This window comes from Sphingosinicella terrae (genome assembly GCF_003347635.1).
Classification (GTDB): domain Bacteria; phylum Pseudomonadota; class Alphaproteobacteria; order Sphingomonadales; family Sphingomonadaceae; genus Allosphingosinicella; species Allosphingosinicella terrae.
In genome coordinates this window covers 1-18,690 of record NZ_QDFY01000013.1, presented here as the reverse complement: position 1 = coordinate 18,690, position 18,690 = coordinate 1, and the positions used below count along the sequence as shown (strand labels likewise).

Annotated in this window: 19 protein-coding genes; 12 read left to right on the top strand and 7 right to left on the bottom strand. The window is 71.3% G+C overall.

What is annotated here, in order from left to right:
- The first annotated feature begins 76 nt into the window (after positions 1-76).
- Both fumC and DDE10_RS19290 read left to right on the top strand, forming a co-directional pair.
- Positions 77-1,471, top strand: coding sequence for a class II fumarate hydratase (gene fumC / locus DDE10_RS19295; RefSeq protein ID WP_114954439.1), 1,395 nt, complete (start codon positions 77-79; stop codon positions 1,469-1,471).
- A 45-nt stretch (positions 1,472-1,516) separates the two neighbouring features.
- Complete coding sequence (locus tag DDE10_RS19290; RefSeq protein WP_114954438.1) at positions 1,517-2,401, top strand: hypothetical protein; 885 nt, start codon at positions 1,517-1,519, stop codon at positions 2,399-2,401.
- On the opposite strand, the gene DDE10_RS19285 is transcribed toward DDE10_RS19290, so the two are convergent.
- From DDE10_RS19285 to DDE10_RS19275, 3 genes are all read right to left on the bottom strand, one after another.
- On the bottom strand, positions 2,395-2,742 hold the full coding sequence (locus DDE10_RS19285; protein ID WP_114954437.1) for a hypothetical protein: 348 nt from the start codon (positions 2,740-2,742) through the stop codon (positions 2,395-2,397). The genes DDE10_RS19290 and DDE10_RS19285 overlap by 7 nt on opposite strands.
- 38 nt (positions 2,743-2,780) lie before the next feature.
- Positions 2,781-4,175 (bottom strand): peptide MFS transporter, encoded by a 1,395-nt coding sequence (locus DDE10_RS19280; RefSeq protein ID WP_114954436.1) that lies wholly within the window; start codon positions 4,173-4,175, stop codon positions 2,781-2,783.
- A gap of 86 nt (positions 4,176-4,261) precedes the next feature.
- Complete coding sequence (locus tag DDE10_RS19275) at positions 4,262-4,471, bottom strand: dodecin (protein ID WP_114954435.1); 210 nt, start codon at positions 4,469-4,471, stop codon at positions 4,262-4,264.
- A gap of 207 nt (positions 4,472-4,678) precedes the next feature.
- Between DDE10_RS19275 and DDE10_RS19270 the strand changes: the two genes are divergently transcribed.
- Positions 4,679-6,439, top strand: coding sequence for a DUF885 domain-containing protein (locus DDE10_RS19270; protein WP_114954434.1), 1,761 nt, complete (start codon positions 4,679-4,681; stop codon positions 6,437-6,439).
- Positions 6,440-6,566: 127 nt separating this feature from the next.
- On the opposite strand, the gene DDE10_RS23940 is transcribed toward DDE10_RS19270, so the two are convergent.
- Complete coding sequence (locus DDE10_RS23940; protein WP_284734780.1) at positions 6,567-7,307, bottom strand: EF-hand domain-containing protein; 741 nt, start codon at positions 7,305-7,307, stop codon at positions 6,567-6,569.
- A gap of 179 nt (positions 7,308-7,486) precedes the next feature.
- Between DDE10_RS23940 and DDE10_RS19260 the strand changes: the two genes are divergently transcribed.
- On the top strand, positions 7,487-8,278 hold the full coding sequence (locus DDE10_RS19260) for a DUF1206 domain-containing protein (RefSeq protein WP_114954433.1): 792 nt from the start codon (positions 7,487-7,489) through the stop codon (positions 8,276-8,278).
- A gap of 23 nt (positions 8,279-8,301) precedes the next feature.
- Here DDE10_RS19260 and DDE10_RS19255 read toward each other — a convergent pair whose 3' ends face one another.
- Positions 8,302-8,619 (bottom strand): PilZ domain-containing protein, encoded by a 318-nt coding sequence (locus DDE10_RS19255; protein ID WP_162806742.1) that lies wholly within the window; start codon positions 8,617-8,619, stop codon positions 8,302-8,304.
- 250 nt (positions 8,620-8,869) lie between these two features.
- Here DDE10_RS19255 and DDE10_RS19250 point away from each other — a divergent pair, with 250 nt between their 5' ends.
- The 3 genes from DDE10_RS19250 to DDE10_RS23590 are packed head-to-tail and all read left to right on the top strand — an operon-like array spanning position 8,870 to position 9,584.
- The gene (locus tag DDE10_RS19250) at positions 8,870-9,250 is read left to right on the top strand and encodes a hypothetical protein (RefSeq protein WP_114954431.1); all 381 of its coding nucleotides are present in this window, start codon (positions 8,870-8,872) and stop codon (positions 9,248-9,250) included.
- The gene (locus DDE10_RS19245; RefSeq protein WP_162806741.1) at positions 9,250-9,447 is read left to right on the top strand and encodes a hypothetical protein; all 198 of its coding nucleotides are present in this window, start codon (positions 9,250-9,252) and stop codon (positions 9,445-9,447) included. The genes DDE10_RS19250 and DDE10_RS19245 overlap by 1 nt, the downstream gene beginning before the upstream one ends.
- Entirely contained in the window at positions 9,444-9,584 is a 141-nt protein-coding gene (locus tag DDE10_RS23590) for a hypothetical protein (protein WP_162806740.1), read from the top strand. The genes DDE10_RS19245 and DDE10_RS23590 overlap by 4 nt, the downstream gene beginning before the upstream one ends.
- Positions 9,585-9,657: 73 nt before the next feature.
- On the opposite strand, the gene DDE10_RS19240 is transcribed toward DDE10_RS23590, so the two are convergent.
- A complete protein-coding gene (locus DDE10_RS19240; protein ID WP_162806739.1) occupies positions 9,658-9,897 on the bottom strand; it encodes a hypothetical protein in 240 nt (79 codons plus the stop codon).
- 203 nt (positions 9,898-10,100) lie between these two features.
- Between DDE10_RS19240 and DDE10_RS19235 the strand changes: the two genes are divergently transcribed.
- From DDE10_RS19235 to DDE10_RS19225, 3 genes are read left to right on the top strand one after another with little or no spacing between them, the layout of a single operon-like run.
- A complete protein-coding gene (locus tag DDE10_RS19235; protein WP_114954428.1) occupies positions 10,101-11,801 on the top strand; it encodes an Hsp70 family protein in 1,701 nt (566 codons plus the stop codon).
- Positions 11,798-13,360 (top strand): hypothetical protein, encoded by a 1,563-nt coding sequence (locus tag DDE10_RS19230; protein ID WP_114954427.1) that lies wholly within the window; start codon positions 11,798-11,800, stop codon positions 13,358-13,360. The genes DDE10_RS19235 and DDE10_RS19230 overlap by 4 nt, the downstream gene beginning before the upstream one ends.
- A 13-nt stretch (positions 13,361-13,373) precedes the next feature.
- Positions 13,374-15,362 (top strand): J domain-containing protein, encoded by a 1,989-nt coding sequence (locus DDE10_RS19225; RefSeq protein ID WP_114954426.1) that lies wholly within the window; start codon positions 13,374-13,376, stop codon positions 15,360-15,362.
- A gap of 176 nt (positions 15,363-15,538) precedes the next feature.
- On the opposite strand, the gene DDE10_RS19220 is transcribed toward DDE10_RS19225, so the two are convergent.
- Positions 15,539-16,024, bottom strand: a complete 486-nt coding sequence (locus DDE10_RS19220; protein ID WP_114954425.1) for a hypothetical protein — start codon at positions 16,022-16,024, stop codon at positions 15,539-15,541.
- A 611-nt stretch (positions 16,025-16,635) separates the two neighbouring features.
- On the opposite strand from DDE10_RS19220, the gene DDE10_RS19215 reads away from it, so the two are divergent.
- Together DDE10_RS19215 and DDE10_RS23585 are read left to right on the top strand one after the other, a co-directional pair.
- Positions 16,636-17,769, top strand: a complete 1,134-nt coding sequence (locus DDE10_RS19215; protein ID WP_114954424.1) for a sensor histidine kinase — start codon at positions 16,636-16,638, stop codon at positions 17,767-17,769.
- Positions 17,766-18,551: a LytR/AlgR family response regulator transcription factor gene (locus DDE10_RS23585; protein ID WP_162806738.1), complete on the top strand. Its 786-nt coding sequence runs from the start codon at positions 17,766-17,768 to the stop codon at positions 18,549-18,551. Before DDE10_RS19215 ends, DDE10_RS23585 begins: the two co-directional genes overlap by 4 nt.
- Positions 18,552-18,690 lie beyond the last annotated feature (139 nt).

Here is an 18,690-nt window from a genome sequence, read left to right as displayed (position 1 = left end):
TGACCTCCTCGGAGTCGCCCCCCTTCACCCGGCGCCGCTCCCGATCTAGGAAGCGCGGCGAAAGGAAGCGCCAGAGATGACCGACACAAGCCGCACCGAGACCGACAGCTTCGGGCCGATCGAGGTTCCCGCCGACGCTTATTGGGGCGCCCAGACGCAGCGCTCGATCGAGAATTTCCCCTTCGGTCCGCGCGAGCAGATGCCGGCCGAGATCGTTCACGCCCTCGGCTTCGTGAAGCAGGCGGCGGCGCGGGTGAATGCGCGCGAGGGCGGCCTCGATGCCGGCCTCGCCGAGGCGATCCAGCAGGCGGCGGCCGAGGTCGCGCGCGGCGAGCATGACGACCAGTTCCCGCTCGTCATCTGGCAGACCGGCTCCGGCACCCAGTCGAACATGAACGCCAACGAGGTGATCGCCGGCCGCGCCAACGAGATCCTGACCGGCAATCGCGGCGGCAAGAGCCCGGTTCATCCCAACGACCATGTCAATCGCGGCCAGTCGTCGAACGACAGCTTCCCGACGGCGATGCACGTCGCCGCGGCGCGCGCGGTGAACGATCGGCTGCTGCCGGCGATGCGGACGATCCATCGCCGCCTCTCCGAGCAGGCGCAGAGCTGGGACCGGATCGTCAAGATCGGCCGCACACATCTCCAGGACGCGACCCCGCTGACACTCGGCCAGGAATTCTCCGGCTACGCCTTCCAGATCTCGCAGGGCATCGCCCGCGTCGAGGCGGCGCTGCCGCGCGTCTACCAGCTCGCCCAGGGCGGCACCGCCGTCGGCACCGGCCTCAACGCGCCCAAGGGCTTTGGCGAGAAGTTCGCCGCCGACATCGCCCACCTCACCCGGCTCCCGTTCGAGACCTCGCCCAACAAGTTCGAGGCGCTCGCCAGCCATGACAGCCTGGTCGAGCTTTCCGGCGTGCTCAACGTCATCGCGGTGTCGCTGACCAAGATCGCCAACGACATCCGCCTGCTCGGCTCGGGGCCGCGCTGCGGCCTCGGCGAGCTCAGGCTCCCCGAGAACGAGCCGGGCAGCTCGATCATGCCGGGCAAGGTCAATCCGACCCAGGCGGAGAGCCTGACCATGGTCTGCGCCCAGGTGATGGGCAATCATGTCGCGGTCACCGTCGGCGGCCTCCAGGGCCATATGGAGCTGAACGTGTTCAAGCCGCTGATCGGCGCCAACGTGCTCCGGTCGATCGAATTGCTCGCCACCGGGATGGAGAGCTTCACCGCACGCTGCCTCGACGAGATGGCGCCGGACGAGCAGCGCATCGCCGACCTGATGAACCGGTCGCTGATGCTGGTGACCGCGCTCGCGCCGGAGATCGGCTACGACCATGCCGCGAAGATCGCCAAGAACGCCCACGAGAAGGGCCTCACCCTGAAGGAATCGGGCCTCGCCCTCGGCCTCGTCGACGAAGCGACCTTCGACCGGGTGGTGAAGCCGGAGAACATGCTGGGGCGGTGAGGTCGCCCCTTTCCAGCCGGAGCGACGCCGGCCTAGGGTAGTGGCATGATCGGATTCGCCCTCTTGCTGCTGGCGCAAGCCGGGCCACCGCCACCGCCGCCCCTCCATGGCGGCCCCGCGACGATGACCTGCCCCGTCGGCGGCGAATCCTTCGAAGCGCTCCAGTCCAGCCATTACAGCACCACCGGAAGACGACCGGACGGGCGGCCGCACAGCTATTGGTACATGCCGCTTCCGATTCCCGAATGCCCCTCCAACGGCCTCGTCGTCTTCCGCGACTTCAGCCCGGAGGAGGTCGGGACGCTGGAGTCGCTGATCGCTTCGGACGCCTATCGGGCGATGGTGGCCGACGACAGCACCTATTACCGGGCGCAGTGGCTGGCGACCCGCCTCGGCCTTCCCGAGAAGGAGGCGCTCGGCCTGCTGCTGGCGGCGACGTGGCAGGTCAAGCCGGAAGACGGGCCAACCGGTCAGCCCCTTCCGTCGCCGGAGCGGGCGCGGCGCTATCAGGAGGAGTTCGTTCGCCGCGTCATGGCGCTTCCGGCCGATCCGCAGGACGCCGAATATGTCGGCCTCCATGCGCGCGCCGCCAACGCGCAGCGCGAGCTCGGCCGGTTCGACGAGGCGGCGGCGATGCTGCGGCAAATCGTCGGCTGGTCCTCGGCGGGAGACCAGAGCGGATGGAGCCGCTTCGCCGAGCAGTTGCTTCCGGCGGTGGAGCGGCAGGACGGTGCGGTCGAGCCGCTGGACCTGGCTGACGAGGTCCGCCTGCCCTGGCTCTGCATGGACGAGGACCGCCCACAGTCGGCGTACGATCGCACCCTGTGCGGCCGCCCCGATGTCCAGGCGCGGATCGCCGAGAACCTGAGACGCCGCGAACAGGCGGCGCAGCGCGAAAGTGCCGCCCCCGCCTCCTCAGAGGATCAGTAGACGCAGAGGCTGAAGTCCGCACCGACCCAGCAGGCGGGGTCGCGAGGCGAGCGCCGCGCTTCACCCCATCGCGAGTTGATGCCGTCGCGGGTGAGGCCGCGAACCTCGCCGATCCCGGGTTCGACGACGGACAGGCTGACGGCGCCGAGCCCGTTCGGGAAGCGGCGGCGTTCGGCCGGCGTCACCGTGAAGCTGCCGCCTCGCTCCGCCTGGAAATCGCAGGGACCGCTGAACTGCGGCGATCCGGCCGCGGTGAGGACGCAGCGTGCCGGCCGCGCCTCGGCGGCGGCGGGGAGAGCGAGGGCCGCAGTGGCGGCCATGGCGACGAGAAGATAGCGCATCTTTTCAGTCTAGCAGCTGGGCCGTCACCGTCCAGCGTTCAGGCCGGCAGCGGCGCCGGCTCGCTTGCCATCAGCCGCGGCGCGAGAAGCAGCCTGAACAGGATGAAGACGACGAGGCCGACCGCGGCGAAGCCGGCATGGAGCAGCCAGAAGCTGGTCGTCGGCCAGGTCTCGTAGAGGCCGCCGACCCAGCCGACGAGCGAGTTGCCGCCGAAGAAGGCGAGATAATAGAGGCCGATGACGGTGGCGTTGATCGCCTTGGGCGCGAGCTTCGCGAACAGAGCGAGGCTGACCGGCAGCATGTGGGCGAAACCGATGCTGTTCACGACGTGGAACAGGACCGGCCAGAACAGGCCGATCTTCTCCTCAGGCCCGGCCGAGGCGGCGGCCATGAACAGGCAGAGCATCCCGCCGACCGAGAAGAGCGAGCCGATGATGAGCTTGCCGAGCTCGTCCGGCTCGCGCCAATGCTTGCCGTACCAGCGGTAGAAGACGGTCACGGCGACGAGCGCGGAGACGCTGACGATCGCGTCGAGGGTGACCAGCCAGGTGGTCGGCAGCCGCGTCCCCATGAAGACGAGGTCGAAGCGCTGGTCGCCCCAGACCAGATAGGCGTTGAAGATCTGCTGGTTGGGGACGACCGCGATCGCCATCACCGGGATCAGCAGGACGAGGGCGGCGGTGGCGAGCCAGTCGCTCCGGCTGAGCCGGGGCCGATCCGCCCGGGCCGCGCGCGCCTGCGGTTCGAAATGCTCCTTCGGCAGATATTTCTGGCCGGCGAGATAGATGGCGAGGCCGATCAGCATGCCGATTCCGGCCGCGCCGAAGCCCCAATGCCAGCCGACCGTCTCGCCGAGCGTGCCGACGACCAAAGGCGAGGCGATCACGCCGGCATTGATGCCGAGATAGAAGATCTGGAAGGCGTCGGCACGGCGGAGGTCGTCGGGCTTGTAGAGCGAGCCGACCTGGCTCGCGATATTGCCCTTGAACATGCCATTGCCGAGGATCAGGCAGAGCAAGGCGAACAGGAAGGTGAGCTCGAACGCCATCAGGAAGTGGCCGACCGCCATCGTGACCGCGCCGAGCAGCACCGTGCGCCGCTTGCCGAGCACGCGGTCGGCGAGGAAGCCGCCGAGGATCGGAGTCAGATAGACGAGCGCCGCATAGGTGCCGAAGATGGCGGAGGCGAGCGGCTGGCCCTCGAGCCCGTAGAGCCGCCGGAAGGGCTCGAACAAAGCGATATTCTCGACATGGCCGGGCAGGAGCAGCTCGTTGACCATGTAGAGGACGAGCAAGGCCTGCATGCCGTAATAGGAGAAGCGCTCCCACGCCTCGGTGAAGGCGAGATAGCCGAGACCCTTGGGATGGCCGAGGAAGGCGCGGTCGGCGCGGTCGGCGATGTCGAGCGGCGGCGTGGCTTCGGCGCTGGTCATGCGGGCCTTTCGCTGAGGATGCCCCTTGGTAGCGCGAACCGCCCGCCTGGCCACGCCTTTTCAACGTCCTCCGCCTGGACGGACGCCTAATCCTCGAGCGTGAAGCCGATCCTCAGCGTCACCTGATAGTGAGCCACCCTGCCGTCCTCGACATGGCCGCGCGTATCGGTGACTTCGAACCAGCGTATCTCGCGCAGGGTCTGCGAGGCGCGGGCGACGGCGCGCTGCACGGCATCCTCGATGCTGTCGGGCGAGCTGCCGACGATCTCGACGATCTTGTAGACATGGTCGGACATGCGAAGGCCTCCTCGACCGGGTCAACAAGGCTTGCGCGCAGGCGTTCCCGCAATAGGGTCGGACCTGTTTCCTCCCCTGCTTTCGCAGGGGAGGGGGACCGTCCGAAGGACGGTGGAGGGGCCCTGCGGCCGAAGAGCCCCCTCCACCGCGCCACGCGCGGTCCCCCTCCCCCGGAAATCCGGGGGAGGTCAGCCGGAGACCTGCTCATGCGCCTTGCCTTTCTCGCCGCCGCCGCCGCTCTCGCCTTCGCCTCGCCCGCCGCCGCCGCCGCGCCGGCCGACGATTTCCGGCGGCTGCTCGACGAGCATTATCAGTGGCTGCTGCGCGAGAATCCGACCGAGGCGACCGCACTCGGCGTGCGCGACCATGACGATCGCCTCCGCGACCTTTCGCCGGAGGCGCGCGAGCGGCGGGTGCGCGAAGCGCAGGGCTTCCTCGTCCGGCTCGACGCCATTCCGGCCGAGGCGCTGGACCCCGCCGACCGGGTCAACCGGGCGATCCTGCGGCGGACGCTGGCCGAGACGGTCGAGGAGAACCGCTTCGGCCAGCGCGACATGCTGTTCACCACTTATTATGGCTGGCACCAGGGCTTTGCCGGCCTGGCGCGGAACCTCCCTTTCCGCACACGCGCCGATTATGAGAGCTACCTCACCCGCCTCGCCCTCTATCCCCGCCTCAACGACCAGGCGCTGGCGCTGACCGCCAATGCGGTGCGCGGCGGCTACGTCCTGCCCTGCTCGGTGCTGGACGGCTATGAGCGCACGATCGCCGGCGTCATCGCCGAGGATCCGGCGCAGTCGCGCTTCTACGAGCCGTTCGCCGGGCAGCGGCCGGCGGCGATCCCGGAGGCGGAATGGGCGGCGCTGCAGGATCGCGCGCGCCGGATCATCACCGGGACGGTCGACCCGGCCTATCGGCGCCACCTCGATTTCTACCTCGAAGAGTACAAGCCGCATTGCGCGGCGAGCGACAGCGTCTCCACCCAGCCGGGCGGCGCCGATTATTATGCCTTCCAGGTGCGCGCGTACACGACCACCGACCTCAGCCCGCAGCAGATCCACGATATCGGCGTCGCCGAGGTGACGCGCATCCGCGCCGAGATGGACCGGGTCGCGCGCGAGGCCGGGCATCCCAGCCGCGAGGCCTTCATCCAGGCGCTGCGCACCAACCCGCTTCATTATGTCACCGAGCCCGAGCAGCTGATGCGCGAGGTCGCCCGCGTCACCAAGCATATCGACGGGCAGCTGCCGGGCCTGTTCGGCACCCTGCCCCGCCTCCCCTACGGCATCAGGGAGATACCCGCCGAGATCGCGGAGGGCACGACCACCGCCTTCTACGGGCCGGGCTCCCCGGAGAGCGGCATCGCCGGCACCTATTACGTCAACACCTCGAAGCTCGACCAGAGGCCGCTCTGGGAGGTGCCGGCGCTCAGCCTGCATGAATCGGTGCCCGGCCACCATCTCCAGATCGCGCTCCAGCAGGAGATGGACATCGCCCCGTTCCGGCGGAACTTCACCAGCTTCACCGCCTTCACCGAAGGCTGGGGCCTCTATGCCGAGAGCCTCGGCGGCGGCATGGGCCTCTACGACACGCCGGAGCGGCGGATGGGCGAGCTCTCCTACCAGATGTGGCGGGCGAGCCGGCTGGTGGTCGATACCGGCATCCATGCCTTCGGCTGGGACAAGGCGCGAGCGATCGCCTTCATGCGCGAGAATACCGCCCTCACCGACGCCAATATCGAGGCGGAGGTCAACCGCTACATCAGCTGGCCCGGCCAGGCGCTCGGCTACATGATCGGCCGCCTCAAGATCCTCGAGCTTCGCGCGCGGGCCGAGCAGGCGCTCGGCGAGAGCTTCGACGTCCGCCGCTTCCACGACGCGGTGCTGCGCAACGGATCGGTCCCGCTCGACGTCCTCGAGAGCGAGATCGACGCCTGGATCGCGGCGGAGCGGGCGGGAGCGGCCTAGGGGAGGGCCAAATCCGTCATTCCGGCGAAAGCCGGAACCCATGAACGCAGACCGACGAGGGAATTCGTCGGACGCGGTGTTCATGGGTCCCGACCTTCGTCGGGATGACACTGATTTTGGAATACCCTCACCCCGTGAGGTCGCTCAGCGCCACCTTTCCGTCGCCGTCGCGGTCATGGTCGGCGACGACGCCGCGGGCGAGGAGGGCGATTCCGGCGGCGGGGTCGGCGACGCCGCCGCGCACGCGCTCGGCGCCGAGAAAGGCGGCGATCTCGCCTTCGGTCAGGAAAAGGTCGCCGTCGCGATCGGCGGGGGCGAGGCCGCGTGTGGCGATGGTGCGGGCGAGCGTGCCGGCGACGAGCTCGTCGAGCACGAGCGCGCGGTCCCCATTCGCATCGAGACCGGCGAACAGGCTCTCCGGCGTGTCCTGCAGCTGCGGCGGCGCCTTGCCGGTCACTTCCAGCCTGACCGCGCCGGAATCGTCGGCCGGCACCGGCGGAGCGCGGAACTCGGCGAGGCTGACGCGGCCGTCGCGGTCGCGGTCCATCAGGTCGAACACGGCCTCGATCCCGGGATGTCCGGTCGCCCGCGCCGGCCCGCTCAGCGTCAGCGAGGCGGCAGCGGCAGCCCCTGCGGCCAGACCCAAGGCCAGGCCGGCGCGGCGGTGTCTCGTCATGAACGGCATCTCTCTCTCCCTTGTCCATTCGGTCGATGCCCGGGAGGCGGAACGGAGATAGCGATGGATGAAGGACCGCAGAACCTGGCTGGCCGACTCGCCGTTGGCGCGGCAGGCCGCCATGAAGGCGCGCTTCGTCTCGGGCGCGAGCCGTAGCTCGAGCGAGTCGATCTTCTTGGGTTCGCGTTCCATGTCGCCTCCCGGGCGTCGGGGAGATAAAGCGTCGCCCGGTCTCATTTCCTAACCGCAACGCGCCCCGACGCGAGCACAATCGTGCCCGGACACGCTGAAGCCGATCGACCCGGCCGCCCGACGGAGTCATCGGAACGGCGGCCCGACAGCTTCGTTGCGCCTGCGCAAGGGAGTGAGCGATGTTGTCAGTAGGGGCGTTCGAGGCCGTGACCCGTCTCGGCTTTGCCGCGCGCGGCGTGATGTACGGGCTGATCGGCTATCTCGCGTTGCGGCTCGGGCGGACCGAGGACGGCGCCGGATCGCTCGCCTATCTCTCCAGCCCGATGGGCCGGATCCTGCTCGTGCTGCTGGCCGTCGGCTTCATCGGCTACGGCCTCTGGCGGCTCGCGGAAGCGGTGCTCGACAGCGAGGGCCATGGCGACGACGCCAAGGGCCGAGCGGTGCGTCTCGGCGGCGCCGTCTCGGGCTTCATCCATCTCGGGCTCGCCTGGCTGTCGCTGAAGCTCGGGCTCACCGACGATGCCGGCGGCGGCGGCGATTCGCTCGAGCGCGGGGCGGCGGCGGTGCTGGAATGGCCCGGCGGCGAGTGGCTGCTCACCGCCGGCGCCTTCGTGCTGCTCGTCACCGGCGGCTATCAGCTCGTCAAGGCGGTCCGGCTCGGCTTCCTGCGCCACCTCGAGCCGACCGCGGCCCACCGCGCCTGGGTCGCCTGGCTCGGCCGCGCCGGCTATCTCGCCCGCGGAATCGTCTTCCTGGCGATGGCCCTCCTGCTGTGGCGGGCCGGCGCCGAGGCCGATGCCGGCGAGGCCGGCGGGATGGGCCAGGCGATGGATGCGATGCCGCCGACGCTGCGCTGGGCGATCGCCTTGGGCCTCTTCCTGTTCGGCCTGTTCAGCCTGGTCGAGGCGCGGCATCGACGGCTGAGCAATCCCGACCTCGTCCGGAGGCTGAAGCGGGCGGCTGCCCGCTAGCCTCGGCGACCTGCCGAACTCTCCTAGGCCCGGCCCTTGGCGGCATGCGACGGCGAGGCGATGCGCCGGAGGGCCTCCGCGTCGAGCGGCGCGTCGAAATGGAGGCCGAAGCGGTTCCCCTTGCACCAGCGCACTGTGGCCGCGGCGACGATGCCGGCACATTCCAGCTGCAAGGCGTCGCCGACCGCCGGAGGGGCGGTGGCGGCATAAGCGAGCGCGCCGGTGGCGGAGACGTCGAGGAGATGGATCCGGATCGTCCCGGCCGGTCCCGCGAGGGCGGCCGGCTGGAACACCTTCAGCCGCCTGCTGCGGCGCAGTTCCGCCTTGTCGTCGCCACCCACTGTCGATTCCGCATCCGTCCGAAGACCCGTCTCGATAGCGCAGCTGGACGTTCGTTGTTCCGGCTAATCGTGCCGAATCAAGGGTTAACCCTCGCCCGCGCGAGACGCACCGTTCGGCTGCGGCGACGGCGGAGGGATTCGCCAGCCCTGGCCGGCTCTGCTATGGAAGGTCATCACCGGCATTCCGTCCGCAAGCCCTCGTGACTGAGAGACACTTCGTGCTCCCGCTTGCCGTTCAAGGTGATCTCCGATGCAGGGACGAAACGACAGGATCGGCAGACCGCCGGCGATCGGGATGGCGCGCTCCGCCACCGCCGCTGAAGCCCGTCTGATCCGGTCCGAGCTGGCGGGCCTGTTCGGCGGGACGCTCCGATTGCGCAAGGTGCCGGCGAAGAAGAGCAAGCGCCCATCGGGAAGCCCCGCCCCTTCGGCCGACCGCTGCAAGCGGGCGCTCGCCGCCGCGGTGGCGGCCTTCGGGGCGCAGGACGGGCGCGCCTTCCTCAACGGTCACCATCGCGGGCTCAACGGGCCGCCGGTCGAACTGGCGGCGGCAAGCAGCGCCGGCCTGAGAGTGGTCGAGGCGGCGATCGCGATCGAAGCCCGGCGCCGCGCCGAAGGAGATGCACGATGATGCCGACGCCCTTACCGACCGCGCCCGACGCGCGCCTCCCATCGCGGCCGGATCCCGAATCCGCGGTGATGGAGCGCAACGGCATCATCCGCGTCGCCGCCTTCCAATATCATGTCGACGGCTATCGCTACGGCAATCTCGCCGATGCGCTCGCGCAAGTCACGCGCCGCGCCCGCGCCGAAAGACTGGATGGATGAGCCTGCATTCGTGGCTCGGCCGGCACGTCGCCGATCTCAAGACCAGCCATTGGGACGGCGGCTATTTCGTCAGCCGCTGCGTCCTGTGCCAGAAGCCGATGATCAAGCTGCCGGGAATGCCCTGGCGCCTGCGCTGACTTGACGCTTGCCAGCGCCTCCCCCTGCCGCCGCGTCCGCGGTTGCGGGGGGAGGCAAGGCAGGTCCCGAACGTCAGCGAAGCGTCCAGGTGGACGCGCGCGGCGTCGCCGCGGCGGTGGGCTTTTCCGGGACGATCCGCGGACCAGGCCCGGCAGCCGCGCGCTCGGCCGCCTGCGCGCCGTGAGCGGCCAGCTTGAGATAGGCGCCGCGCGCCCGCTTCAGCCGGGTCCTTTCGGCGTCGCTGGTCGCTTCGGCGAGCTGGGTCAGGGCTTCGTCGGCCTTGGCCTGGTAATGTTCGGAGGTTGTGGTCACGCAGGTTCCTTTCCGCTCCGGACCCGGCGCCTCCCGATGGAGCGGCGGATTGCCTGGCGACATGCCCGGAGCCGCCCGTCGGGCGTGGGCGCTTTCCGGGCGAAGGGCAACCTTATTCGCCGGCCCGTCCCGAATGCGTCGGCCATTCCCTCTTTTCTCGCGCAATGACTTCTGCAAGCATCGGCCATGATCGAGGGAATGGAATGATCGTCGGGATCGATCTCGGCACGACGAACAGCGCGGTCGGAATCTGGCGGGAAGGCAAAGCGGAGCTGATCCCCAACAGCCTGGGCGATCTGCTGACGCCGTCGGCAGTGAGCCTCGGGGACGACGGCGCGCTGCTCGTCGGCATGGCCGCGCGCGAGCGCCAGTCGACCCACCCGAAGCTGACCGCGACCGCCTTCAAGCGGCTGATGGGATCGAGCCAGAAGGTGCCGCTCGGCAAGAAGCTCTACGCGCCCGAGGAGCTCTCGGCGCTGGTGCTGCGCAGCCTCAAGGCCGACGCGGAGGCCCTGCTGGGCGAGCCGGTCGAGGCGGCGGTGATCACCGTCCCCGCTTATTTCAACGACCGCCAGCGCAAGGCGACGCGACGGGCGGGCGAGCTGGCCGGGCTCAAGGTCGAGCGGCTGCTCAACGAGCCGACCGCGGCCGCGCTCGCCCACGGCATCCACGAGCGCGAGGACAAGGAGCCGTTCCTGGTCTTCGACCTCGGCGGCGGAACGTTCGACGTGTCGATCGTCGAGATCTTCGAGGGGATCGTCGAGGTCCGCGCCTCGGCCGGGGACAACCGGCTGGGCGGCGAGGACTTCAACGAGGCGGTCGTCGCCCTGGTCCGCAGCCGGCTGCCGGAGCTGGCCGAGGCGGCCCATGACAGCCTCCTCAAGGAAGTGATGCGCGCCGCCGCCGAGCGCACCCGGCGCGCCCTCAGCGGCGCCGACGAGGCGCCGTTCGAGTTCGTCTGGAAGGACCGGCATTTCGCGACGTCGATCCGCGCCGCCGAGTTCGAGGAGGCGGCCGAGCCGCTGCTGGCGCGGCTGCGCGACCCCGTCCTGCGCTCGCTGCGCGACAGCGGCATCCTCGCCGATTCGCTGAGCGAGGTCATCCTCGTCGGCGGATCGACCCGGATGCCGATCGTCCGCCGCGCCGTCACCCGGATGTTCGGGCGCTTTCCCGACACCTCGGTCGATCCCGACCGGGCGGTGGCGCTCGGCGCCGCCGTCCAGGCCGGGCTGCGCGCGCGCGACGCGGCGCTGGACGAGGTCCGCCTCACCGACGTCTGCCCGTTCACGCTCGGCATCGCGGTGGCGGAGCGCGACCGCCACGGACGCATCCATGACGGCATCTTCTCGCCGATCATCGAGCGCAACACCGTCATCCCGGCCAGCCGGGTGCACAGCTATTCGACGATGCAGGACAACCAGTCGCGGGTCGAGCTGCAGGTCTATCAGGGCGAGGCGCGCGACGTCTCGGCCAACGTCCTGCTCGGCCGGCTCTCCGTGCCGGTGCCGCCGCGGCCCGCCGGCCAGGTCAGCGTCGACGTCCGCTTCAGCTACGATGCGAGCGGCCTGCTGGAGGTGGATGCGACGGTGCCGCTGACCGGAACCGCCCGCCAGCTCCTCATCCTCGACGAGGAGGATGCGCCGAGCGAGGCCGAGATCGAGGCGCGGCGCCAGGCGCTGGCGGCGCTCAAGGTCCATCCCCGCGACGATGCCGCCAATGCCGCGGTGCTGGCGCGGGCGGCGCGCTGCTACGAGGGCTTTCTCGGCGAGCGGCGCGAGGCGATCAGCCAGATCATCATGGCCTTCGAGGCGGTGCTCGAGCGCCAGGACCCGCGCGAGATCGAGTCGGTCCGCCGCGACGTCGAGGAGCGGCTGAACGCGATCGAGGGCGAGCGCTACCTGTGACCCAGCCGTGGCCGGTCCTCGGGATCGAGCGGACCGGCGACGTCCGCGCGATCCGGCGGGCCTATGCGCGGCGCCTCAAGGCGATGAACGTCGAGGCCGAGCCGCAGGCTTTCATGCGGCTTCGCGAGGCGCTCGAGGAGGCGCTCGCCTGGGCGAGCCGCGCCTGGACCGAGCCGGCCGGCGCCGCTGCGGCCGACGATCCCTATCCGCCGCTGGCGCAGTTCGACGTCTCGGAGGCGGAGGCCGAGGCGGCGCTCGCCGCCGCCCGGGCCGACGGAACGTCCGACCGCTTCGGCTGGCTCGAGCATCTGCTCTTCGCCGATCCGGAGCGCCGCCCGGACGAGGCGGCGCTGACCGTGGCGGTACGGGCCATCCTCGAGCATTCCGAGATGGCGCATGTCGACCATGGCCGCGCCGTCGAGGGTTGGCTGGCCCAGGCGCTGGCGGAAGCCGTGCCGCGGTCGGACCCGCTGCTGCCGATGGTGGTCGCCCATTTCGGCTGGGAGGAGCGCGCCGGCCAATGGGACCAGCCGTGGGACGTCGACCTGCTCGTCGACCGCGCCCGCGCCCTCGCTCTCGCCGAGGCGGTGTCGCAGCCCGGGCACCGGCTCCACAAGGCCTGGGCCGAGCTGACCCGCGCCGACGCGAGGCGGCCCGGCCTTCGCCGCTTCACCCTCGGCCGCGACGTTCGCCAGCTTCTGGGCCGGATACGCGGGCAATGTCCGGCGGCGATGGAGTGGCTCAATCCAGCACGGGTCGCCTTGTGGGAGCAGGACGGCCACGATCTGCCCAGGGTGCCGAGGCCGATCGCCGGGATGATCCTGGCCGGCTGGGTGGTGTTCGCGGTAACCCAGCTGCTGTCCGTCGCCATGCCCGATGCGGCGACACCGCCGGCCGGGCCGCCGCCCATCCCCGCCGCGCCCCGGATCGCCGCCGAGCCCGGCGCGGCGCTGGCGCCGGTGCTCGACGACTTCCTCGACGGCGACGCGCCCGCCCGGCTGCGGGCGGCGAACCCGGCGCTCCACGCGACGCTCGAGGCGCGCTGGCGCGAGGCACGCGACCGCCACGAAGGCGCTTTCCAGCTCGACGCCGACCTTCGCGCGCTGGTCGACCGGGCGGTGGCCCAGGGGCTGCGCGGCGGATCGGACGGGCTTCAGCTCGCTTACTGGCAGCTCCACCGCGACCGCCTGGTCTGGCTTCGCGACGGCACCGACGGCGGTACCGGGGGCTGCGCCCGCTATCCCGAAGGCGTGGCGAGGCTCTATCTGCCGCCGGAACTCAGGCGCCGCCAGCGCAGCGTGCTCGGGCGGGCGCTGCTGGAGCCGCCGCCGGCGCCGGCCCCGCGCAGCGAGGACCGCCGCTTCTCGATCCGCCGGGCGGTCTTCGCCGACGCCCGGCGGCGCTCGGGCCTGGCCGAGACGCGATTCCGAGGGGCGCTGCAGGCGCGCGGCACGCCGGAGGATCGCTGCCGCGCCGACATCGCCCTGGTCGAGGCGGCGCTGGCGCTGGAGGGACGCGAGCGCGCGCGCTTCCTGCGCGAGATGTCCCAGGCGCTGTAGGTCCGGACGCGCCTTGACGATCCACCTGCCCAAGCATCGCTGGGTCTGGAACCGGCTCGGCCTTGCGCCGACCGCGGACCGGCGCGAGATCCGCAAAGCCTATGCCGCGAGACTGAAGGCGATCGACACCGATGCCGACCCGCAGGCCTTCATCGCCCTGCGCGAGGCATGGGAGGCGGCGCAGAGACTGGCCGCCGAGGCGGCGGGGGCGCAGGCCTATGCCGAGCAAATCCCTCAGGACACAACCGATCCCGCACCCGCTCCCGCCGAGACCGGTCCGGTCGAGGCGGCGGCCGCGCCATCGCCGGCCGACGTCGCCGTCCGGGCCGCCGAGCCCGAGGAGGCACCCGCCGCCGCCGCGCCCGCCACGGTGACGATCACGGACCTGCCGCCCGGCGCGCCTGCGGAGCCCGCCGCCGCCACCGATCCCGCGCCGGAAGTGGTCGTCACCGTGCTGCCGCCGGCACCGGCCGCCCCCCTCCCTTCCGACCCTCCGCCGGAGGTGATCGTCCGGCCGGCGCCGGAAGCGCCGCCGGCGGCGGAGCCGGCCGCGGCCGACTATCCCGAGGCGGCCCTGTTCGCCCGGATCGAGGCGCTGCTCGCCGGCGGGCCGCGGCCGAACGAAGCGGAACGGCTGCGGGCCGCGACCGAGGCTTTGCTCGCCCACCCCTCGCTGGACCGGATCCGCGTCGCCGCCTCGGTCGAGGACTGGCTGGCGGAGTTCATCGAGGACTTCCACCCGCGCTCCGATCCGGCGCTCGAGGCGGCAGGCGCGCATTTCGGCTGGGCGGCGCGGCAGGACGACTGGAAGGCGCCCCATTTCATCCGCTGGGCGGCGCGCCGGCTGAACGACCTCGCCTTCGAGCGCCGGCTGGTCGCGGCGAGGCCGCGCTTCGCCGAGGTGCTCGCTTTGCTGCGCTCCGACGCGGTGCCGCCGCCGGCCGAGCAGGTCCGCCGGATCGCGCCCGACGTGCACGATTTCGCCGATTATGCGCGGCTGCATCATCCCAGCTCGGTCGAGGCATGCAGCCGGGCCATGCTCGACTGGTGGAACGGCTATTTCGAGGCGCAGCCGGCGTGGCAGCGCGAATGGGATTCGCTTCGGCGCATGGCGCGCGGCCGGACCGGCATCTGGTCGGTCGAGCCGGCGCCGCGGTTGTGGCCGGGCGGCTGGCTCTGGATCGGGCTGCTGGTCGCCCCCTTTCTGTTCGCCTGGGTCCTGCTGAAGCGCGGCTATCCTCCGGCGCTGCGCTTCGCCGGCTTCGCCTGGCTCTCGGTGATGGTCTTCCTCTTCCTCGCCTGGACGCCCCCGCCGCCGGAGCCCGGTGCCGCAGGACCGCCGCCGATCGCCGTCTCCACCCCGTCCTATGCGAGCGCGCTCGACGATCTCGAACCGGTGCTCGACGCGGCGCTAGGCAGCGAGGGCAGCTATTTCGGGCTGAACATCCGCAACAAGCCGCTGTTCGACCGGCTGCTGGCGCGCTGGGAGCAGGCGCGGGCGGCGGACGAGGACAAGCAGGCCTTCGCGGCGGCGATCGGGCAGATGATCGAACAGGCCTTTCGCGACGGCATCGCCGCCGGGGACGCGGCACTCCAGCGCGACTATTGGCGCTTCCATGCCGATCGACTGCAATGGCTGCGGGGCGGCGCCGACGGCGCGGAAGCCTGCCGGGCGTGGCTCGACGGCGAGCGGCGTCCGGTCGAGCTTCCGCCGGCGCTCGAGGCGCGGGGGCGGGCGCTGGTCGAGCAAGCGGTGATGTCCGCGCCGGCGACGCCGCGGCCGGCCGCCGGAACGCTTGACGCTTTCGACATTCCGCCGGGCCTCGCCGAGACGGCGCGGCAGCGCCTGGCGCTCGACCGCCGGCGCTTCGACCGAGCGGCCCGCGGTCGCGGATCGGCGGAGCTGCGGTGCGGAGCGCGGATAGCGATCATCGAGGCCGCGCTGGCGCTGCCGCCGGCGGAGCGGGACGCGTTCCTGGCGGAAATCTCGTCTCGGCTCTGATCCCCTCTCCCCGTTCCGGCCGAGCTTGTCGAAGTCCCCATTCTTGTTTCCGGAAAGGAAGGGGCTTCGACGGGCTCAGCCCGAACGGAAGTGGGGTTGAGGGTGAAGGGGGTGGAAGGGAATGACTTCCACCCCCTCGCCGGGGCCTGGTGGGCATGAGGGCCCCGGCTGGTGGCTCAGAGCGCCGCCAGACGGCGGGCGGCGATAGCGATGACGAGGCCGACGCCGACGACGTGGACCGCGAATTCGAGGGCGGAGAAGCTGCGCAGGTCGCCCGGGAAGCGGGACAGCGGCACCACCACCCAGCGCATCGCGAAATAGATCAGGCCGCCATAGACCAGGCCGGCGACGAGCAGCTGCTGGCGCAGCGCCGGCATCGATCGGGCGGCGGCGACGAACAAGGCGGCCATCGCCACGGTCATCGCGAAATGAAGGAACAGGCCGAAAGCGGCGGTGGCGGCGCCGCCCTGATAGGCGTCGCGGCCGAGCAGGCCGCTCGCCACCGACTGGAGCACGCGCGCCGGCGCCACCCCCTTGGGCAGGTTGGCGAGGATGGCGTAGGCGATGTCGATCGCCCCGGCGACGAAGCCGCCGGCGAGGATCGCGGCAAGCGGGCCGGGTGGGGCGGCAATGGCGGCGGAGGCGGTGGCGGCTTCGGACATGGACTTCGCTCTCCCCCATGATCTTCCCTCCCCCTGGAGGGAGTTCAGCGGCTCTCGGCCCTGTCCGGGGGACAGGGCTGCCGCTGAACTGGTAGGGTGGGGGTGTTCGGAGTCCGAGGTCTGTCCTCCGATACCGAACCCCCTCACCCCAACCCTCTCCCCATGGGAGAGGGAGCTTAGCTGTTCCCCTCGACTGAACCCTCCCCCTCCAGGAGGAGGGAGCCTTAGTGTGCCCCTCGAAGGCCCCTCCCCCTGGAGGGGGAGGGTAGGGTGGGGGTGTTCGGCGTTGGAGGATCATCCTCGGCCGCCGAGCACCCTCACCTCAACCCTCTCCCAATGGGAGAGGGAGTCTTGCCCTCTCCCTCCAGGGAGAGGGGGCAAATTGCGGCGTCCGGCCCCGTGCTTGTTCCCGGCGCGCGAGGGGCGGCGTGGCCGGGAAAAAGCGCGGGAGCCGAACGGCTTGCTTCTACGCCTGCGGGCGGCGGGGCGCGGCGGGGTTGCCGGCGGGCGCGCCGATCCTGCCGCCGAACGTGCGCGGCTGTCGGTGGACGTCGAAACGGCGTGGACGAACGGCGTCGACTCCGCGGCCGTCCCGGCGCATCCTCGCGCGCATGGCGAGCCGGAGCCTCGATCGCGCGGGGGCGCAAGGCGGCGTGCTGCCGCGAGCGGGGCTCCTGCCCCGGCTGTCGGCGCGCAGCCGGGCGATCGTCTGGCTGACCCTCGCTTTCTGGCTGTCCAACTTCGCGCTGCTGACGCTGGGCACCGCCTTGTCCGGCAACCCGCATCTGGCCGGAATTGCCGGCATGCGCGCGCTCGTCATGCTGCTCGGGCTGGGCCTGTGCTGGCTGATCCACCGGTTGCTGGCCTGGCCGAGGCTGTCGAGCTGGCAGCGGCGGGTGATCGCGCTGGCGATCGTCGCGCCGGTCTGCGCGGAGCTGTTCGCCTGGCTCGCCTTCTTCGCCGAGATGGCGGCCGATCCGGCGATCGGCCTCGGCGGCTTCACCTGGGCGGGGGCGGTGCGGACGATCGCCTACTGGACCTGGTTCTTCCTCGCCTGGGCCGGCCTCTATCTGGCCCTGTCCTACAGCTTCGACGTGCAGGCGGAGAAGGCGCGATCGGCGGCGCTCCAGGCCGAGGCGCATGCGGCGCAGCTGCGGGCGCTGCAGGGGCAGATCAACCCGCATTTCCTGTTCAACAGCCTCAATTCGGTGTCGGCGCTGATCCTCGAGGGCGAGGCCGAGCGGGCGGAGGCGATGGTGACCGGCCTCGCCCGCTTCCTTCGCGCGGGCCTCGCGGCCGATCCGATGGCGACGATCCCGCTCGCCGAGGAGATCGCCCTCCAGCGCGCCTATCTGGAGATCGAGCAATATCGCTATCCGGACCTGGAGATCGACGTCCGCGTCGAGCCGGGGCTGGAGACGGCGCCGGTGCCGGCGCTGATCCTGCAGCCGATCGTCGAAAATGCGGTGAAGCACGGCGTCGCCGGATCGCCGCCGCCGACGCGGATCGAGATCGAGGCCGAGCGGACGCCGGACGGGCGGCTGGCGATCGCGGTGACCAACCGCGCCCGCCCCGGCACGAAGCGGCCGGCGGCGGGCCGCCTGCCCGGCGCCGGGATCGGCCTCGCCAATGTCCGCCAGCGCCTCGCCTTGCTCCATGGCGCGGCCCAGTCGATCGAGGCCGGGCCCGCGGCCGGCGACGTCTGGCGGGTGCGGCTGGTGCTGCCGGCGGAGGTGGGGCGGTGAACGCTCCGGCAGCGCTTCGGGTGCTCACCGTCGACGACGAGCCGCTGGCCCGGCGGCGGCTGAAGCGGCTGCTCGACGCTTTGCCCGAGGCGCAGGCGGTCGGCGAGGCGGGCGGCTGCGCGGAGGCGATCGAGAAAGCCGGCGCGCTCGTCCCGGACGTGGTCCTGCTCGACATCAGGATGCGCGATGGCGACGGCTTCGCGGTCGCCGAGGCGCTCAGCCGGGCGCCGGAGCCGCCGGCGATCGTCTTCGTCACCGCCTTCGACCGGTTCGCGCTGCGCGCCTTCGAGACGATCGCGGCCGATTATTTGCTGAAGCCGGTCGAGCGCGAGCGGCTGGCGCAGGCGCTGGACAAGGCCCGCGCCCGCCGCGCCGCCCAGGACGCGCAGGCGCGGATCGCCGAGCTCCAGTCGGTGGTCGCCGCGCTCCGCGCCGGGACCGAGGCGGCGGAGCGCCGGCCGGCGCAGGAGAGCGAGTTCTGGCTGCGCCACGGCAGCGGCACCGTGCGGGTGGCGGCCGAGGCGATCACCCATGTCGGCAGCGAGGACGAATATGTCCGGCTCTACACGCCGGCCGGCTCCTGGCTGATGCGCGGATCGATCCGCCAGCTCGAGGCGCGGCTCGATCCGGGCGCGTTCGTCCGGGTCCACCGCAAATGGCTGGTCCGCCGCAGCGAGATCGTCGAGGTACGGCGGCCGCGGCTGGGGCGGGCGGAAGTGGTGCTGAGCGGCGGGCAGCGGGTGCCGGCGGGGCGGGTGCATGTGCGGGCGCTGAAGGGATAGCGGAGCGGCGGCTCGGGCGGGGCCGCGCGTCCAAATTGAAAACGCCTGGGGGTCGTCAATTTCATCATCTGTGGACGCCCCCTACAGCGCAAGCGGTTTTTCGGGCGTGGCACGTTGTCGGATGCTGCCATCTGTCCGG

Coding starts and splice junctions, on each gene's coding strand:
- DDE10_RS19245 (WP_162806741.1), top strand. CDS start 9,250: ATGCCGACGCCCTTACCGACCGCGCCCGACGCGCGCCTCCCATCGCGG.
- DDE10_RS19250 (WP_114954431.1), top strand. CDS start 8,870: ATGCAGGGACGAAACGACAGGATCGGCAGACCGCCGGCGATCGGGATG.
- DDE10_RS19215 (WP_114954424.1), top strand. CDS start 16,636: ATGGCGAGCCGGAGCCTCGATCGCGCGGGGGCGCAAGGCGGCGTGCTG.
- DDE10_RS19270 (WP_114954434.1), top strand. CDS start 4,679: ATGCGCCTTGCCTTTCTCGCCGCCGCCGCCGCTCTCGCCTTCGCCTCG.
- DDE10_RS19260 (WP_114954433.1), top strand. CDS start 7,487: ATGTTGTCAGTAGGGGCGTTCGAGGCCGTGACCCGTCTCGGCTTTGCC.
- DDE10_RS19280 (WP_114954436.1), bottom strand. CDS start 4,175: ATGACCAGCGCCGAAGCCACGCCGCCGCTCGACATCGCCGACCGCGCC.
- DDE10_RS19290 (WP_114954438.1), top strand. CDS start 1,517: ATGATCGGATTCGCCCTCTTGCTGCTGGCGCAAGCCGGGCCACCGCCA.
- DDE10_RS19275 (WP_114954435.1), bottom strand. CDS start 4,471: ATGTCCGACCATGTCTACAAGATCGTCGAGATCGTCGGCAGCTCGCCC.
- fumC (WP_114954439.1), top strand. CDS start 77: ATGACCGACACAAGCCGCACCGAGACCGACAGCTTCGGGCCGATCGAG.
- DDE10_RS19220 (WP_114954425.1), bottom strand. CDS start 16,024: ATGTCCGAAGCCGCCACCGCCTCCGCCGCCATTGCCGCCCCACCCGGC.
- DDE10_RS23940 (WP_284734780.1), bottom strand. CDS start 7,307: ATGGAACGCGAACCCAAGAAGATCGACTCGCTCGAGCTACGGCTCGCG.
- DDE10_RS19235 (WP_114954428.1), top strand. CDS start 10,101: ATGATCGTCGGGATCGATCTCGGCACGACGAACAGCGCGGTCGGAATC.
- DDE10_RS23590 (WP_162806740.1), top strand. CDS start 9,444: ATGAGCCTGCATTCGTGGCTCGGCCGGCACGTCGCCGATCTCAAGACC.
- DDE10_RS19285 (WP_114954437.1), bottom strand. CDS start 2,742: ATGCGCTATCTTCTCGTCGCCATGGCCGCCACTGCGGCCCTCGCTCTC.